This window comes from Bacillus sp. FSL R5-0654 (assembly GCF_038008745.1).
Taxonomy (GTDB): domain Bacteria; phylum Bacillota; class Bacilli; order Bacillales; family Bacillaceae; genus Bacillus; species Bacillus safensis.
This window is the reverse complement of record NZ_JBBOZV010000001.1, coordinates 124349-141915: the sequence shown is the minus strand read 5'-3', so window position 1 is coordinate 141915 and position 17567 is coordinate 124349. Positions and strand designations below refer to the sequence as shown.

Here is a 17567-nt window from a genome sequence, read left to right as displayed (position 1 = left end):
AAGCCTCCTCTCATTAGCGTCTTGTTTTTTTATCGTCACTAGCATGACCTTTGTAAGTACGGCTTGGTGCGAATTCGCCCAATTTGTGACCTACCATATCTTCAGAAATGAAAACAGGTACATGTTTGCGTCCGTCATAGACAGCGATTGTGTGACCGATGAATTGTGGGAAAATTGTAGAACGACGAGACCAAGTTTTTACGACTTGCTTTTTGTCAGTTTCATTCAATTTCTCGACTTTAGCCATCAAATGATCATCAACAAATGGTCCTTTTTTTAAGCTGCGAGCCATTGTGGAACCTCCCTTCGTGATTGAACTACGGTCCTAAATGAACCGTAGACAACCCCGTTACTTGTTTTTACGACGACGTACAATGAATTTATCAGACTTGTTGGTTTTCTTACGAGTCTTGAATCCAAGAGTCGGTTTACCCCATGGAGACATTGGTGATTTACGTCCGATTGGAGCGCGTCCTTCACCACCACCGTGTGGGTGATCGTTAGGGTTCATTACAGAACCACGAACTGTTGGGCGTACGCCTTTCCAGCGAGAACGTCCAGCTTTACCGATGTTGATTAATTCGTGTTGCTCGTTTCCAACTTGACCGATAGTCGCACGGCAAGCAGAAAGAATCATGCGAACTTCTCCTGAGTTCAAACGTACAAGAACGTATTTACCTTCTTTACCTAGAACTTGAGCAGAAGTACCAGCAGAACGAACTAATTGTCCACCTTTACCTGGTTTTAATTCAATGTTATGCACAACTGTACCAACTGGGATGTTGATAAGTGGAAGAGCATTACCTGGTTTGATGTCAGCTTCTGGTCCAGAAGTAACTTCAGTACCAACTTGGATTCCTTTCGGAGCAAGAATGTAACGTTTCTCACCATCTGCATAGTTTACAAGAGCGATGTTAGCTGAACGGTTTGGATCATACTCGATTGTAGCAACGCGTCCAGGTATACCGTCTTTATCACGCTTAAAGTCGATGATACGGTATTGACGTTTGTGACCGCCACCTTGATGACGAACAGTCAATCTACCTTGGTTGTTACGTCCGCCTTTTTTGTGTAGCGGTGCAAGCAACGATTTTTCTGGTTTGTCAGTCGTGATTTCAGCAAAATCTGAAGTAGTCATGCCACGACGACCATTACTGGTTGGTTTATACTTTTTAATCGCCATTTTGAATTTCCCTCCTTCTTTTTAAGATTTACGCTTCAAAAATTTCGATTTCTTTGCTGTCAGCAGTTAATTTCACGATCGCTTTTCTGCGACGGCTAGTCATACCAGTGTAGCGTCCAACGCGTTTTGATTTTCCTTTGTAGTTTTGAACGTTGACTTTCTCAACTTTCACTCCAAAGATTTCTTCAACAGCGTCTTTCACTTCTGTTTTGTTAGCTCTGACATCAACTTCGAACGTGTACTTCTTCTCTGTCATTAGATCAGCAGAACGTTCAGTAATGATAGGGCGCTTTAGAACATCACGAGGATCTTTCATTATGCAAGTCCCTCCTCTACTTTTTCAACCGCTGCTTTAGTGATCAGAAGTTTGTCGTGGTTGACAACGTCAAGAACGTTGATACCGTTAGCTTCAACAACTGTTACTCCAGGGATGTTACGAGCAGATAAAGCAACTGTTTCGTTTGCATCCGCAGTGACGATCAACGCTTTCTTCTCAACAGATAATCCTTTAAGGATGCCTGCGAATTCTTTCGTTTTCACTGCATCAAGAGTCAGATCTTCAAGAACGATGATGTTGTTGTCGATTACTTTAGAAGACAATACTGACTTGATAGCCAAGCGGCGAACTTTTTTAGGTAATTTATAAGAATAACTGCGTGGTGTTGGACCGAATACGATACCGCCTCCGCGCCATTGTGGTGAACGGATAGAACCTTGACGAGCACGACCTGTACCCTTCTGTCTCCAAGGCTTACGACCTCCGCCACGTACTTCAGAACGAGTTTTTACTTTATGAGTTCCTTGACGTAAGGAAGCTCTTTGCATAAGAATAGCATCGAATACTACGCTTTCGTTTGGCTCGATTCCAAACACAGAAGCGTTTAATTCGATTTCACCGTTAGTAGAACCGTTTTGGTTATATAATGCTACTTTTGGCATGACTTGTTTCCTCCTTTCCTAAGAGAGTTATTTAGATTTAACTGCACTCTTTACAGTTACTAGAGATTTTTTAGCTCCTGGTACGTTTCCTTTGATCAATAGAAGATTGCGTTCTGCATCAACTTTAACGATCTCAAGGTTTTGGACAGTGATTTGCTCTCCGCCCATACGACCTGGAAGAAGTTTACCTTTGAATACACGGTTTGGATCAACAGGTCCCATTGAACCAGGACGACGGTGGTAACGTGAACCGTGAGTCATTGGTCCGCGTGATTGTCCGTGGCGTTTGATAGCCCCTTGGAATCCTTTACCTTTTGATGTTCCTGTTACATCTACGATATCTCCATTTGCGAAAATATCAACTTTGACTTCCTGACCAACTTCATACGCATCTAACTCCGCACCGCGTAATTCTTTTACGAAGCGCTTAGGAGCAGTTTCCGCTTTAGCAACGTGGCCTTTCTCTGGTTTGTTAGAAAGCTTTTCACGTTTATCATCAAAACCGATTTGGATTGCTTCATAGCCATCCGTGTCAACAGTCTTCTTTTGAAGAACAACGTTAGCAGCAGCCTCAACAACAGTTACAGGGATAAGATCACCGTTTTCTGCGAATACTTGCGTCATACCAATTTTTCTACCTAAGATTCCTTTGGTCATTAGTCACACCTCCTATAATATGTGTTTTCTATTTGAATTAAAGTTTGATTTCGATATCTACACCAGATGGTAAATCTAAACGCATAAGTGCATCAACTGTTTGCGGAGTTGGATTCACGATGTCGATTAGACGTTTGTGAGTACGCATCTCGAATTGCTCACGAGAATCTTTGTACTTATGCACCGCACGAAGGATTGTGTAAACTGATTTTTCAGTTGGAAGCGGGATTGGACCAGATACACTAGCACCAGAACGCTTAGCCGTTTCAACAATCTTCTCAGCAGATTGATCAAGAATTCTATGATCATATGCTTTTAAACGAATACGAATTTTTTGTTTTGCCATTATTTTCCCTCCTTTTCGCCTACTTACGTTAGACAGTTCTCCGTGAGAAAAACCTGATCACCTCGCCATGGCAAAGCGGCCGGGTGTGTCAGCAACCTCTCACTTCATCGCAGTCAAAGACCAACATGCACTATTGTACCAAATTGGCCTGCGTGTTGCAATAATAAATCGGATAAATTTATGATTTGCACACTTTTCATATTATACAGGGATTCAGCCTATAAATCAAGCTTTCCCTGAAGATGATGTATAGCAGTCTTTCTTATGATACGTATAAATTCATCTGGCTCTTCGATATGCGGAGAATGTGCAGAGTCTTTAAAGGTAAACCATTCTTTGATTGGCGCTTTTAATTGATCAACATATGGTTTTGATACAGCAGCTGGTGTAATCATGTCGTGATCGCCAATGAGAAAGTAGCACGGTATTAATATAGTAGAAACTCGGTATTGAATACTCTCATTCATTAGCTGATCCCATAATTTGTCTTGACTAAACTTCTGCCCTTTTATGAACTTCCATTTATCTTTCAGCTGATATTGCTTACTAAAAAGAAACCCTTTTAGTATTTGAAAAACCGGCTTCCATCTATGTGTGAGACCTACGCTCGCAAACTCTTTATATAGAGAAAACAAGGCATGAGCTGATGTCCGTTTCCATGGAGGAGGCGTCAGTAATCGCAGACACCCAGCAAACAGCCGATTGCGATGGTATTTCTTCAAAAGGAGCTCGTACGATACGATATCTTCCTTTAACACATCTACTACCTGACTAATCCCATAATAAGCATGATAAAGATCCGGACGCTTATGTACTGCTTGTATGGCAATTAATGATCCCCACGAGTATCCTGCGATATACAATTTTGAATGACCTAGATAAGATAGGATCTTCTCTGTCAATTCAATCGTGTCTTCAATAAATTGTTGAATGGTCATCGATGCATCGGGAAGATTCTCTTGATAGGAAAGTCCTGCGCCACGCTGATCCCAATGGACAACTGTAAAGTCTTGATCAAGTTCCTCGAGAAAGGAATCAATATAACTGATTTGAGCTGAGCCGGGCCCACCGTGTAAAAATAAAAGTACAGGCTTCGTTTCACTCGTCTGATCTTCTTTCATCCTAATCCATTGGTCAATCCCGCCGATCGACCATTTTTTCAAATATGTCTTTGCCATTCCAGCGATCCTCTCGGTTCCATTTAGATTCTATAGCTTATAGTAGCCGTTCTGATCTGGAAAAGCAAAAAAAAGAGACCCTTTTACAAGGAGTCTCTTTTATATGTTTATTACTTAATGATAGTTGAAACGACACCAGAACCTACAGTACGTCCACCCTCACGGATAGAGAAACGAGTTCCTTCTTCGATAGCGATAGTAGAGATAAGTTCAACTTCCATCTCAGTGTTATCGCCAGGCATTACCATTTCAGTACCTTCTGGAAGATGTACGATACCAGTTACGTCAGTTGTACGGAAGTAGAACTGAGGACGGTAGTTAGCGAAGAATGGAGTATGACGTCCACCCTCTTCTTTAGAAAGTACATAAACTTCAGCTTTGAAACGGCTGTGTGGAGTGATTGTACCTGGTTTAGCAAGTACTTGACCACGTTGGATATCTTCACGAGATACACCACGAAGTAGTGCACCGATGTTGTCACCAGCTTCAGCATAGTCAAGAAGTTTACGGAACATTTCAACACCTGTAACAGTTGTTTTACCGTTTTCTTCTTGAAGACCGATGATTTCAACTTCGTCACCGACTTTAACTTGTCCACGCTCAACACGACCAGTAGCAACTGTTCCACGACCAGTGATTGAGAATACGTCCTCAACTGGCATCATGAATGGCTTCTCAGTGTCACGCTCTGGAGTTGGGATGTACTCATCAACCGCATCCATAAGTTCAAAGATTTTTGCTTCGTAATCAGCATCTCCTTCAAGAGCTTTAAGAGCAGAACCTTTGATAACTGGTACATCGTCACCAGGGAAGTCATAGTCAGAAAGAAGGTCACGAACTTCCATTTCAACAAGTTCAAGTAACTCTTCATCGTCAACCATGTCACATTTGTTAAGGAATACTACGATGTATGGTACACCTACGTTACGAGAAAGTAGGATGTGCTCACGTGTTTGTGGCATTGGACCATCAGCAGCAGATACTACTAAGATCGCGCCGTCCATTTGAGCAGCACCAGTGATCATGTTTTTAACATAGTCAGCGTGTCCTGGGCAGTCTACGTGTGCATAGTGACGAGTTTCAGTTTCATACTCAACGTGTGCAGTTGAGATTGTGATTCCACGCTCGCGCTCTTCTGGAGCACCATCGATTTGGTCATAAGCCATAGCTGTACCTTTACCAGATTTCTTATGAAGAACTGTTGAGATAGCAGCAGTTAGAGTTGTTTTACCATGGTCAACGTGTCCAATTGTACCAATGTTAGCATGCGATTTGGAACGGTCGAATTTTTCTTTAGCCATTCTAAAAATCCTCCTTAAAGGTTCATTGTATTTGGTATAGAGTGATAGAAAGTGAAGAGTTACCTCTCACTTTCTGATCTTCAATAGTAGTTATACTTTAGTTTAAAGGCAAAATCAATTATTCACCTTTATTTTTTTTGATGATTTCTTCACTGATGCTCTTAGGCACTTCTTCGTAGTGATCCATGTGCATAGTGAAAGTACCGCGTCCTTGTGTGTTAGAACGGAGTGCAGTAGCATATCCGAACATTTCAGAAAGTGGAACCATAGCGCGAACAACTTGAGCGTTACCGCGAGCTTCCATACCTTCTACACGTCCACGACGAGATGTGATATCACCCATGATGTCTCCCATGTATTCTTCTGGGATAACAACTTCCACTTTCATCATTGGCTCAAGTAGAACTGGGTTACATTTGCTGACAGCATTTTTCAATGCCATAGATGCAGCAATTTTGAACGCCATTTCGTTAGAGTCAACATCGTGGTAAGATCCATCAAATAATTTTGCTTTGATGTCGATTAATGGGAATCCAGCTAATACACCATTTTCAAGTGAATCTTCAAGACCTGCTTGAATTGCTGGGATGTATTCACGTGGAACAACCCCACCGACGATTGCATTTTCAAACTCGAATCCTGCGCCTTCTTCGTTTGGTTCGAACTCGATCCAAACGTGTCCGAACTGACCGCGTCCACCAGACTGACGTACGAATTTACCTTCAACTTTTGCACCAGAACGGAATGTTTCACGGTACGCAACCTGAGGAGCACCTACGTTAGCTTCAACCTTGAACTCACGCTTCATACGGTCAACAATGATATCAAGGTGAAGCTCACCCATACCAGAGATGATCGTTTGACCAGTTTCAGGGTTTGTTTGTGTACGGAATGTTGGATCCTCTTCAGCTAGTTTAGCTAAAGCGATACTCATTTTATCTTGGTCAGCTTTAGATTTAGGCTCGATAGCTACATCGATTACTGGCTCTGGGAATTCCATAGACTCAAGGATAACAAGATTTTTCTCGTCACAAAGAGTGTCACCAGTAGAAGTATCTTTAAGACCTACAGCTGCTGCGATATCCCCTGCATATACAGTAGAGATTTCTTCACGGCTGTTTGCGTGCATTTGAAGGATACGTCCAACACGTTCACGCTTGTTCTTAGAAGAGTTCTTCACGTATGAACCAGAATCAAGTGTTCCAGAGTATACGCGGAAGAAAGTTAGTTTCCCAACATAAGGGTCAGTCATAACTTTAAATGCAAGAGCTGCGAATGGTGCGTCATCAGTAGACTCACGAACAACCTCTTCATTTGAATCTGGCAGGATACCTTTGATCGCAGCAACATCAGTTGGTGCAGGAAGGTAGTCAAGCACAGCGTCAAGTACAAGCTGAACACCTTTGTTTTTGAAAGCAGATCCAACAAGAACTGGGTAGAATTCAACATTCAATGTTCCTTTACGGATTGCAGCTTTCAATTCAGGAATTGTGATTTCTTCACCCTCAAGGTATTTTTCCATAAGCTCTTCATCAAGCTCAGCGACAGCTTCAATTAGGCTGCTGCGAAGCTCTTCAGCTTTGTCTTTATACTCAGCAGGGATTTCTTTAGCATCAGAGCGAGTTCCAAGGTCATCTTCGTAGAAGTATGCTACGTTTTCTACAAGGTCGATGATTCCTTCGAATTGATCTTCAGCGCCGATCGGCAATTGTATTGCATGAGCGTTCGCTTGAAGACGATCTCTTAATGTGCTTACAGAGTAAAGGAAGTCCGCACCGGTTTTATCCATTTTGTTAACGAATACGATACGAGGTACTCCGTAAGTTGTTGCTTGGCGCCAAACTGTTTCAGTTTGTGGCTCTACACCTGATTGTGCATCAAGAACAGCAACCGCACCATCAAGTACACGTAAAGAACGTTCAACTTCAACAGTGAAGTCTACGTGTCCTGGTGTATCGATGATGTTTACACGGTAACCTTTCCATTGTGCTGTAGTAGCAGCAGAAGTGATTGTAATACCACGTTCTTGCTCCTGCTCCATCCAGTCCATTTGTGAAGCTCCTTCGTGAGTTTCACCAATTTTATGGATACGACCAGTGTAGTATAAGATACGCTCAGTCGTTGTCGTTTTACCGGCATCGATGTGAGCCATGATACCAATATTACGAGTTTTGTCTAAGGAGAACTCTCTTGCCATTGGGTAATTTCTCCTTCCTCATTAGGGAATAGTTTTTTTAGTTTGGTATAAATCCTACCAGCGGTAGTGAGCGAATGCTTTGTTCGCTTCTGCCATTTTATGTGTATCTTCACGTTTCTTAACAGCAGCACCAGTGTTGTTAGCTGCGTCAAGGATTTCGTTAGCAAGACGCTCTTCCATCGTTTTTTCTCCACGAAGACGAGCGTAGTTTACTAACCAGCGAAGACCTAAAGTAGTACGACGGTCTGGGCGAACTTCTACAGGAACTTGGTAGTTAGCTCCACCTACACGACGTGCTTTAACTTCAAGAACTGGCATGATGTTTTTCAAGGCTTGTTCGAAAACCTCCATCGCTTCATTACCAGTACGTTCTTTGATGATATCAAATGACTTGTAGAGAATTGTTTGTGCTTTTCCTCTTTTACCGTCGATCATCATTTTGTTGATCAAACGAGATACAAGTTTAGAATTGTAAATTGGATCTGGCAATACGTCTCTTTTTGCTACAGGACCTTTACGTGGCATCTGAATAGCCTCCCTTCTCTTTTAAAAGGATTTCTATCTGTCTCTCATCTCAATATCATTGTCAGCTTCCTGACTCCACTGATCTGATATCAACTTCTAAAAACCCTTATGTTTGTTTGTATTATTTGCTTTGTTTAGGGCGTTTTGTTCCGTATTTAGAACGTCCTTGCATACGACCGTCAACTCCGGCAGTATCAAGCGCACCACGAACGATGTGGTAACGTACACCCGGTAAGTCTTTTACACGTCCGCCACGGATAAGTACTACACTGTGCTCTTGTAGGTTATGTCCGATACCAGGAATGTAAGCTGTTACTTCAATCAGGTTAGACAAACGTACACGAGCATATTTACGTAGTGCTGAGTTTGGTTTTTTCGGTGTCATTGTACCGACACGAGTACAAACCCCGCGCTTCTGTGGAGATGTTACGTTAGTGTGCTCTTTTTTGAAACTGTTGTATCCTTTGTTAAGTGCAGGTGACTTTGAGTTTTCAACTTTACTCACGCGTCCTTTGCGTACTAGCTGATTAATTGTAGGCATGTTGTTATTCCTCCCTTCATTACTTTTTTTATAACCCACATACCCAGGTGGTTCATCAAAAGGCAAAAAACAATGCTTTTGCATTTTAAGCATGCAAAAACAAAACAAGTACGTTATAACATAATGGCAACAGCTGCTGCCCCAACTTCAATTCCGCAGGCCTTGCCGAGCTTTTTCATGGAATCTACCACTAAAATGTCTACACCCTTCTCTTGTGCTAGTTTCAATACACTAGCAGTTAAAGCAGGATCAGCATCTTTCGCTACGACGACTTCCTTTACTGAATCTCGTTTTAGAGCTTTTACTGTTTGCTTCGTACCGATAATAATGGATTGAGCCTGTGATACTTTATCATAAGACATCGAATATCCTCCAAAGTAACAGGTTTTATTTTGAGCACCTTGGTTATATTATCATCATGGCAGAAGGATGTCAATATCGTATGACAGATTATCTTGACATCCTTCACCATTTTTGATGATTTTATAGGAATCTCACGAGAAAGATTACTCTACAGGAACCATATCGTCAGACGGCTGCACTTGCGAAACCGGCTTAACTTTACGGTAGTTTGGCATTCCCGTTCCAGCAGGAACAAGTTTACCAATGATCACATTCTCTTTCAAGCCAAGCAGTTCATCACGTTTTCCTTTGATCGCCGCATCTGTTAGGACACGAGTCGTTTCTTGGAAGGATGCCGCAGACAAGAATGAGTCTGTTTCAAGCGAAGCTTTTGTAATACCAAGAAGAACTGGACGGCCTGTTGCAGGACGTTTGCCTTCGAATAGTACTTTTTTGTTCGCTTCAGTGAATTGATGTACATCAAGAAGTGTGCCTGGTAATACGTCTGTATCCCCTGCATCAGCGACACGCACTTTACGAAGCATTTGGCGAACCATTACCTCTACGTGCTTATCTCCGATTTCTACCCCTTGCATACGGTATACTTTTTGTACTTCATGAAGCAGATATTCTTGAACAGCTGTCATGTCAGTCACTTTAAGAAGTTCTTTCGGATCGATCGAACCTTCTGTAAGTACTTGACCACGAGTAACTGTGTCACCTTCAACAACTTTTAGACGCGCATTGTAAGGAGCTGTGTATGAGCGAGTTTCAACTTCGCCTTGAACCACAATTTCCTGCTGCTTGTCACGAACATCGTTAATTTCAGCAACGACACCATCAATTTCAGAAATTGTCGCTTGCCCTTTCGGATTACGCGCTTCAAATAGCTCTTGGATACGAGGTAGACCTTGAGTGATATCGTCTCCTGCTACCCCACCGGTGTGGAACGTACGCATTGTAAGCTGTGTTCCTGGCTCACCGATTGATTGTGCAGCGATGATTCCAACTGCTTCACCGACTTCAACGTCAGTACCAGTTGCAAGGTTACGGCCGTAGCATCGTTTACATACACCATGAGGCGTGTTACATGTAAATGCAGAACGGATCCATACTTCCTCAATTCCTGCTTCAACTACTTCAAGTGCTTTATCTTCATCAATTAGTTCGTTTTCGGCTACAATGACTTCGCCTGTTTCAGGATGAACAATTGGTTTTCTTGCAAAACGTCCGATCAGACGTTCTTCAAGTTTCTCAATAATTTCATTTCCTTCTTTAATAGACTTCGCCAAGATTCCACGGTCTGTACCGCAATCTGTTTCACGGATGATGACATCCTGTGCAACGTCAACGAGACGACGCGTGAGGTAACCTGAGTCAGCTGTTTTAAGGGCTGTATCGGCAAGACCTTTACGCGCACCGTGAGTGGAAATAAAGTATTCCAATACGGTTAAACCTTCACGGAAACTAGATTTAATCGGAAGTTCGATGATACGTCCAGCCGGGTTGGCCATCAGACCACGCATACCAGCCAGCTGAGTAAAGTTAGATGCGTTACCACGCGCTCCAGAGTCACTCATCATGTAGATTGGGTTGACTTCATCAAGGGACTTCATCAGTTTACCTTGGATCACATCTTTAGAAGAACTCCAGATTGAAATAACTCTCTCATAACGCTCTTCTTCAGTAATCAAACCACGTCTGAATTGCTTCATGACGTTATCTACTTTTGCTTGTGCTTCTTCAAGAATTTGCTGCTTATCATCTAATACGACGATATCAGACACACCAACCGTAATACCGGCTTTAGTAGAGTATCTGAAACCAAGATTTTTCATGCGGTCAAGCATTTTAGATGTCTCAGTGATATGGAATCTCTTAAAGATTTCAGCAATGATTTTACCTAAAATACCTTTTTTGAACGGCGCATTGATTTCTTGTTTCTCGATCGCAGCTTTTACATCCTCACCTTTTTCAAGGAAGAAACGATCAGGCGTTTTTTCTTCAATATTGCTCTTTGTCGGCTCATTCATGTATGGGAATGATTCCGGTAAGATTTCGTTAAAGATCAGTTTTCCAACTGTTGTAATCAACAATTTAGAACGCTGTTCATCAGTGAATGTCACATTCTTCAACGAGCTAGCTGCAACAGCTACACGTGTATGAAGATGCACATAACCATTTTGATAAGCTAGAAGGGCTTCGTCAGTATCTTTGAAGACCATACCTTCTCCGATAGCACCTTTGCGCTCAAGTGTAAGGTAGTAGTTACCAAGCACCATATCCTGAGATGGCGTAACAACTGGTTTTCCATCTTTCGGGTTCAAAATGTTTTGAGCAGCAAGCATTAAGATACGAGCTTCAGCTTGAGCTTCAGCAGATAATGGTACGTGAACCGCCATTTGGTCACCGTCAAAGTCAGCGTTGTAGGCTGTACATACAAGTGGATGCAGACGAATTGCGCGTCCTTCCACAAGTGTAGGTTCAAACGCTTGAATACCAAGTCTGTGAAGAGTCGGTGCACGGTTTAGTAAGACTGGATGCTCACGAATAACTGATTCTAAAACATCCCATACTTCCGGCTGCACGCGCTCAATTTTACGCTTCGCACTCTTGATGTTGTGAGCTAATCCTTTTTCAACAAGCTCCTTCATCACGAATGGTTTGAATAATTCAAGAGCCATTTCTTTCGGAAGTCCACACTGATACATTTTCAAATGTGGTCCTACGACGATAACGGAACGTCCAGAATAGTCAACACGTTTACCAAGCAAGTTTTGACGGAAACGTCCTTGTTTCCCTTTCAGCATGTGAGAAAGAGATTTCAATGGTCGATTTCCTGGTCCTGTTACTGGTCGGCCTCTACGTCCATTATCAATCAAGGCATCGACAGCTTCTTGAAGCATGCGCTTCTCGTTCTGAACGATGATGCTTGGCGCGCCAAGATCTAATAAACGCTTCAGACGATTGTTACGGTTGATGACACGACGATAAAGGTCGTTCAAGTCCGAAGTAGCAAAACGTCCACCATCAAGTTGAACCATTGGACGTAATTCTGGCGGAATAACCGGAAGTACATCAAGAATCATCCAAGATGGTTTGTTTCCTGAGTTACGGAAGGCTTCTAATACTTCAAGGCGTTTGATCGCACGTGTACGGCGCTGTCCTTGAGCAGTTTTCAGCTCTTCTTTCAGTGTATCTACTTCTTTTACAAGATCGATATCTTGAAGAAGTTTGTTGATTGCTTCTGCACCCATAGCTGCTTGGAATGTATTACCGTATTTATCTAAATAAGCACGGAATTCTTTCTCAGAAAGAAGTTGTTTCTTCTCAAGCGGTGTGTTGCCCGGATCTGTCACGACGTAAGAAGCGAAGTAGATCACTTCTTCTAACGCACGTGGTGACATATCAAGAACAAGACCCATACGGCTTGGGATACCTTTGAAATACCAAATGTGGGAAACTGGGGCAGCCAGTTCGATATGCCCCATTCTCTCACGACGGACTTTTGCCCGTGTTACTTCTACACCACAACGGTCACATACAACACCCTTATACCGAACGCGTTTATACTTCCCACAATGACATTCCCAGTCTTTTTGTGGTCCGAAGATACGTTCACAAAAGAGACCATCTTTTTCAGGTTTCAGTGTACGATAGTTAATCGTTTCAGGCTTTTTCACTTCACCAAAAGACCAAGAACGGATTTTATCAGGTGATGCGAGACCGATGTTCATATACTCAAAATTGTTCACATCTAGCAAGGGGCCTACCTCCCTTTTAATCTTCGGGTTATACCCTAGTCACTTGCTCTAATCGTTTCTGCTATTCTTTTGTGACTGCGTCACGTTCAAGATCGACAGGTGCGAGGTCTGCAGCATCTTCGTCATTAGATAACGCTAATCCGTCTGCTTTCTTCGTTTCCTCATCGTCTTCTAAATCTCTCATTTCTATCTCTTCTTCATCGCCAGATAGGATTTTCACATCCATACCTAAACTTTGAAGTTCTTTGATTAACACTTTGAATGATTCAGGCACACCTGGTTCAGGTACGTTATCCCCTTTGACGATGGCTTCGTATGTTTTCACACGACCCACAACGTCATCCGATTTAACTGTTAAGATCTCTTGAAGTGTATATGCTGCACCGTAAGCTTCAAGTGCCCATACTTCCATCTCTCCGAAACGCTGACCACCAAACTGTGCTTTACCGCCAAGTGGCTGCTGCGTAACAAGTGAGTATGGTCCAGTTGAACGAGCGTGAAGTTTATCGTCAACCATGTGAGCCAGTTTGATCATGTACATGATTCCGACAGATACACGGTTGTCGAATGGTTCACCAGTTCGACCGTCATAAAGGACTGTTTTCGCATCACGGGACATACCTGCTTCTTCAAGCGTTTCCCAAACATCTTCCTCGCGCGCACCATCAAATACTGGTGACGCAATGTGGATGCCAAGGTAACGTGCTGCCATACCCATATGAAGCTCAAGTACCTGACCGATGTTCATACGAGATGGTACCCCTAGAGGGTTCAACATGATATCGATCGGTGTTCCGTCTGGAAGATACGGCATATCTTCTTCTGGAAGGATTTTAGAGATAACCCCTTTGTTACCATGTCGTCCGGCCATTTTGTCACCTTCAGAAATCTTACGCTTCTGAACGATGTATACGCGGACTAACTGGTTTACACCTGGAGGTAATTCATCTCCATCTTCACGGTTGAAGACTTTTACATCGTGGATAATTCCGCCGCCGCCGTGTGGAACACGTAGTGACGTATCACGAACTTCACGAGCCTTTTCACCGAAGATTGCATGTAATAGACGTTCTTCAGCTGTTAGTTCAGTTACACCTTTAGGCGTTACTTTACCTACAAGAAGGTCTCCGTCTTTTACTTCTGCACCGATACGGATGATTCCGCGCTCGTCAAGGTTGCGTAAAGCATCTTCCCCAACGTTTGGAATATCACGAGTGATTTCTTCTGGTCCAAGCTTTGTATCACGAGCTTCTGATTCATATTCTTCAATATGAATAGACGTGTAGACGTCATCTTTTACAAGGCGCTCACTCATGATGATCGCATCCTCGTAGTTGTAACCGTCCCAAGTCATGAAGCCGACCATGACGTTACGTCCTAGAGCCAATTCACCTTTTTCCATAGAAGGACCGTCTGCAAGGATTTCCCCTTTAACGACTTCATCTCCAACACTTACGATAGGACGCTGGTTGTAGCAAGTCCCTTGGTTAGAGCGGACAAATTTCAGCAGGCTGTATTTGTCTAGGTTTCCTTTGACTTGTTGTCCGTCAACGTCTTCATAACGGCGAACCCAAATATTTTTTGCTTCTACACGTTCTACAACACCTGGGTAGCGGCAGATGACAGCAGCACCAGAGTCTTTACCTGATACGTACTCCATACCTGTACCAACAATCGGTGATTCTGGCTGCATCAAAGGCACAGCCTGACGCTGCATGTTCGCTCCCATTAGAGCACGGTTAGAGTCATCGTTTTCTAAGAATGGGATACATGCTGTCGCTGCAGAAACAACCTGCTTTGGCGAAACGTCCATGTAGTCAACGCGGTTTCGAGGAACAACGGTGTTTTCCCCTCTGAAACGAGCAATGATATTATCATCGATAAACGAACCATCATCAGCTAACTGAGCGTTCGCTTGAGCTACTACGTAGTTATCCTCTTCATCAGCAGTTAAGTAATCGATTCTTGGTGTCACTTTACCAGTTTCAGGATCAACCCGGCGGTAAGGTGTTTCGATAAATCCGAAGCGATTCACTTTTGCAAATGAAGATAGAGAGTTGATCAAACCAATGTTTGGACCCTCTGGTGTTTCAATCGGACACATACGTCCATAGTGAGAGTAGTGAACGTCACGAACTTCCATTCCTGCACGCTCACGTGTCAAACCACCCGGTCCAAGCGCTGACAGACGACGTTTGTGCGTCAATTCAGCAAGCGGGTTTGTTTGATCCATGAACTGAGAAAGCTGAGAACTACCAAAGAACTCTTTGATAGAAGCGATCACAGGACGAATGTTGATCAGCTGCTGAGGTGTGATCGTGTTTGTGTCTTGAATTGACATTCTTTCACGGACAACACGCTCCATTCTGCTTAGACCAATACGGAATTGGTTTTGCAGAAGTTCACCTACAGAACGCAGACGACGGTTACCAAGGTGGTCGATATCATCTGTGTCACCTACACCATGAAGAAGGTTGAAGAAGTAACTGATTGACGCAATGATGTCAGAAGGCGTGATGTTTTTCACAGCTTCCTCTACATATGCATTACCAATCACGTTGATCACTTGCTCGCCTTCTTGATCAGTCGGTGCATAAATCTTAATAGATTGAAGTTCTACTTCATCTTCTACTACGCCACCATTAGGATATAGCTTTCTAAATCCGATGCCGTTTTCTAAGTATGGAAGAACTTTATCAAGAACTCTTCTGTCTAAAATTTGACCTTTTTCTGCTAGAATTTCACCTGTTTCAGGATCAACTAGCGTTTCAGCCAATTTTTGATTGAACAGTCTATTTTTAATATGAAGCTTCTTATTAATCTTGTAGCGTCCAACATTTGCTAGGTCATATCTCTTCGGATCGAAGAAGCGAGAGTCTAGCAAGCTTTTCGCATTTTCAACAGTTGGCGGTTCTCCAGGACGGAGGCGCTCGTAGATTTCGAGAAGTGCTTTATCCGCATTCTCTGTATTGTCTTTTTCCAGTGTGTTGCGTAAGTATTCATTCTCGCCAATGAGGTCAAGAATCTCTTGATCAGAGCTGAAGCCGAGAGCACGCAAAAGAACCGTAACCGGCAACTTACGTGTGCGATCGATGCGTACATAGACTACATCCTTCGCATCAGTTTCGTATTCTAACCATGCGCCACGGTTTGGAATGACAGTCGCAGTAAAACCTTTTTTACCGTTTTTGTCTACTTTACCACTGAAATATACACTTGGAGAACGCACTAACTGAGAAACGATTACACGTTCCGCACCATTAATGATAAAAGTACCTGTGTCTGTCATGATTGGGAAATCTCCCATGAACACATCTTGGTCTTTTACTTCTCCTGTTTCTTTGTTAATTAAACGAACTTTTACTCTTAGTGGAGCAGAGTAAGTTACATCACGTTCTTTTGATTCTGCTACAGGATACTTAGGATCCCCTAGGCTGTAATCAATGAATTCAAGAGAAAGGTTACCAGTAAAATCCTCAATTGGGGATATATCTTGAAACATCTCTCTAAGACCCTCATCAAGAAACCACTGATAAGAAGAGGTTTGAATTTCAATGAGATTTGGTAATTCTAACACTTCGCTTATGCGTGCGTAGCTTCTGCGCTGGCGGTGTCGTCCATACTGAACTAGTTGACCTGTCAACTGATTCACCCCTCAAATCATGCGTATTATATGTGTAAAAAGTATTTCTGTCTTTCAAATGTCAGTAAAGAAATACTTTTACAAGACAAAAGAAAAAAGGGTTTCTAAAATAAGAAAACCACATCCAAAAACAAATACCGATTTTATTAGTTTTCCCAAGTATGCATAATTTATACAAAATAGTTGTTTTTTAAGCCTATCAAGCAAAATATACACATTGGCATTTTATAATGTTAACACAGCTAGGAAACTGCGTCAAACTTTTTTAGCTTTGATGATATAGTAGCCCTTTTTTTTCAGCACAACCTCGACTTCTCCAAAGAGCTGCTCTAATTTTTCAATCGCAGATGGTCCACCTTGCTTTTTCTGAATAACCACCCACAACTCACCTTCCGGCAATAAATGATCAGCACTTTTTTCAAAGATCGCATGTACAACTTTCTTCCCTGCCCGTATTGGGGGATTGGTCAGTATAGAGGCAAAAGCAGCTGAGGAATGAACATTCGAGAACAAATCACTTTGATAGATGCGAACATTATCAATGCGATTATGTTTAGCGTTTTCCTTTGAAAGTTCGACTGCTCTTTCGTTCACATCAATCATATGAATGGTACGGCTAGTCATTTCGTTTGCTAACGATAAGCCGATCGGTCCATAACCGCAACCGACATCTAAGACATCGCCATCCAAGTCAGGTTCTTCGAAAGCTTCAATTAAAAGCCTTGAACCAAAGTCGACTTCTTTCTTAGAAAACACTCCACTGTCACTTGTAAAAGTAAAGGTACGGTTTCTCAAGGTGAAGTCCCATGTCTGTTTATTGCTTTTCACTGATGGCTTTTCCGTATAATAGTGGTCACTCATGGTGAATGGACCTCCTCTGGATTCAATCGTTTCAGGAGATTAGAAAAGAAAAAGCCCGCCAGTAAAAGCGAGCTTTCCCAAAAGATTAGG

At 42.6% G+C, this 17567-nt stretch carries 15 protein-coding genes; all 15 read right to left on the bottom strand.

All coding sequences use genetic code 11. The features are described 5' to 3' along the window. Positions 1-13 precede the first annotated feature (13 nt). A complete protein-coding gene (gene rpsS, locus NSS76_RS00755) occupies positions 14-292 on the bottom strand; it encodes a 30S ribosomal protein S19 (protein WP_003216920.1) in 279 nt (92 codons plus the stop codon). 57 nt (positions 293-349) lie between these two features. Next, entirely contained in the window at positions 350-1183 is an 834-nt protein-coding gene (rplB, locus tag NSS76_RS00750; protein WP_024425599.1) for a 50S ribosomal protein L2, read from the bottom strand. Between the two features lie 28 nt (positions 1184-1211). Next, on the bottom strand, positions 1212-1499 hold the full coding sequence (gene rplW / locus NSS76_RS00745) for a 50S ribosomal protein L23 (RefSeq protein WP_003217016.1): 288 nt from the start codon (positions 1497-1499) through the stop codon (positions 1212-1214). Continuing rightward, positions 1499-2122: a 50S ribosomal protein L4 gene (gene rplD / locus NSS76_RS00740; RefSeq protein WP_024425598.1), complete on the bottom strand. Its 624-nt coding sequence runs from the start codon at positions 2120-2122 to the stop codon at positions 1499-1501. Before rplD ends, rplW begins: the two co-directional genes overlap by 1 nt. Positions 2123-2149: 27 nt before the next feature. Next, positions 2150-2779, bottom strand: a complete 630-nt coding sequence (gene rplC / locus NSS76_RS00735) for a 50S ribosomal protein L3 (protein ID WP_024425597.1) — start codon at positions 2777-2779, stop codon at positions 2150-2152. 37 nt (positions 2780-2816) lie between these two features. Next, the gene (rpsJ, locus tag NSS76_RS00730) at positions 2817-3125 is read right to left on the bottom strand and encodes a 30S ribosomal protein S10 (protein ID WP_003156464.1); all 309 of its coding nucleotides are present in this window, start codon (positions 3123-3125) and stop codon (positions 2817-2819) included. A 218-nt stretch (positions 3126-3343) separates the two neighbouring features. Further along, positions 3344-4303: an alpha/beta fold hydrolase gene (locus NSS76_RS00725; protein ID WP_125587477.1), complete on the bottom strand. Its 960-nt coding sequence runs from the start codon at positions 4301-4303 to the stop codon at positions 3344-3346. A 110-nt stretch (positions 4304-4413) separates the two neighbouring features. Beyond that, the gene (tuf, locus tag NSS76_RS00720; RefSeq protein ID WP_034283892.1) at positions 4414-5604 is read right to left on the bottom strand and encodes an elongation factor Tu; all 1191 of its coding nucleotides are present in this window, start codon (positions 5602-5604) and stop codon (positions 4414-4416) included. Between the two features lie 118 nt (positions 5605-5722). Then, positions 5723-7801 (bottom strand): elongation factor G, encoded by a 2079-nt coding sequence (gene fusA, locus NSS76_RS00715; RefSeq protein WP_024425594.1) that lies wholly within the window; start codon positions 7799-7801, stop codon positions 5723-5725. Positions 7802-7855: 54 nt separating this feature from the next. Next, the gene (gene rpsG, locus NSS76_RS00710; protein ID WP_008356520.1) at positions 7856-8326 is read right to left on the bottom strand and encodes a 30S ribosomal protein S7; all 471 of its coding nucleotides are present in this window, start codon (positions 8324-8326) and stop codon (positions 7856-7858) included. Between the two features lie 121 nt (positions 8327-8447). Beyond that, positions 8448-8867, bottom strand: coding sequence for a 30S ribosomal protein S12 (rpsL, locus tag NSS76_RS00705; RefSeq protein ID WP_008356518.1), 420 nt, complete (start codon positions 8865-8867; stop codon positions 8448-8450). 113 nt (positions 8868-8980) lie between these two features. Beyond that, positions 8981-9229: a 50S ribosomal protein L7ae-like protein gene (locus tag NSS76_RS00700; RefSeq protein ID WP_024425593.1), complete on the bottom strand. Its 249-nt coding sequence runs from the start codon at positions 9227-9229 to the stop codon at positions 8981-8983. A gap of 144 nt (positions 9230-9373) precedes the next feature. After that, positions 9374-12973, bottom strand: a complete 3600-nt coding sequence (gene rpoC / locus NSS76_RS00695; protein ID WP_024425592.1) for a DNA-directed RNA polymerase subunit beta' — start codon at positions 12971-12973, stop codon at positions 9374-9376. A 61-nt stretch (positions 12974-13034) separates the two neighbouring features. After that, positions 13035-16616: a DNA-directed RNA polymerase subunit beta gene (gene rpoB, locus NSS76_RS00690; RefSeq protein ID WP_024425866.1), complete on the bottom strand. Its 3582-nt coding sequence runs from the start codon at positions 16614-16616 to the stop codon at positions 13035-13037. A 255-nt stretch (positions 16617-16871) separates the two neighbouring features. After that, complete coding sequence (locus tag NSS76_RS00685) at positions 16872-17477, bottom strand: class I SAM-dependent methyltransferase (protein WP_024425591.1); 606 nt, start codon at positions 17475-17477, stop codon at positions 16872-16874. Between the last annotated feature and the right edge of the window lie 90 nt (positions 17478-17567).

Coding starts and splice junctions, on each gene's coding strand:
- rpsG (WP_008356520.1), bottom strand. CDS start 8,326: ATGCCACGTAAAGGTCCTGTAGCAAAAAGAGACGTATTGCCAGATCCA.
- rpsJ (WP_003156464.1), bottom strand. CDS start 3,125: ATGGCAAAACAAAAAATTCGTATTCGTTTAAAAGCATATGATCATAGA.
- rpsS (WP_003216920.1), bottom strand. CDS start 292: ATGGCTCGCAGCTTAAAAAAAGGACCATTTGTTGATGATCATTTGATG.
- rplC (WP_024425597.1), bottom strand. CDS start 2,779: ATGACCAAAGGAATCTTAGGTAGAAAAATTGGTATGACGCAAGTATTC.
- rplW (WP_003217016.1), bottom strand. CDS start 1,499: ATGAAAGATCCTCGTGATGTTCTAAAGCGCCCTATCATTACTGAACGT.
- NSS76_RS00685 (WP_024425591.1), bottom strand. CDS start 17,477: ATGAGTGACCACTATTATACGGAAAAGCCATCAGTGAAAAGCAATAAA.
- NSS76_RS00700 (WP_024425593.1), bottom strand. CDS start 9,229: ATGTCTTATGATAAAGTATCACAGGCTCAATCCATTATTATCGGTACG.
- tuf (WP_034283892.1), bottom strand. CDS start 5,604: ATGGCTAAAGAAAAATTCGACCGTTCCAAATCGCATGCTAACATTGGT.
- rpsL (WP_008356518.1), bottom strand. CDS start 8,867: ATGCCTACAATTAATCAGCTAGTACGCAAAGGACGCGTGAGTAAAGTT.
- rplD (WP_024425598.1), bottom strand. CDS start 2,122: ATGCCAAAAGTAGCATTATATAACCAAAACGGTTCTACTAACGGTGAA.
- rplB (WP_024425599.1), bottom strand. CDS start 1,183: ATGGCGATTAAAAAGTATAAACCAACCAGTAATGGTCGTCGTGGCATG.
- NSS76_RS00725 (WP_125587477.1), bottom strand. CDS start 4,303: ATGGCAAAGACATATTTGAAAAAATGGTCGATCGGCGGGATTGACCAA.
- fusA (WP_024425594.1), bottom strand. CDS start 7,801: ATGGCAAGAGAGTTCTCCTTAGACAAAACTCGTAATATTGGTATCATG.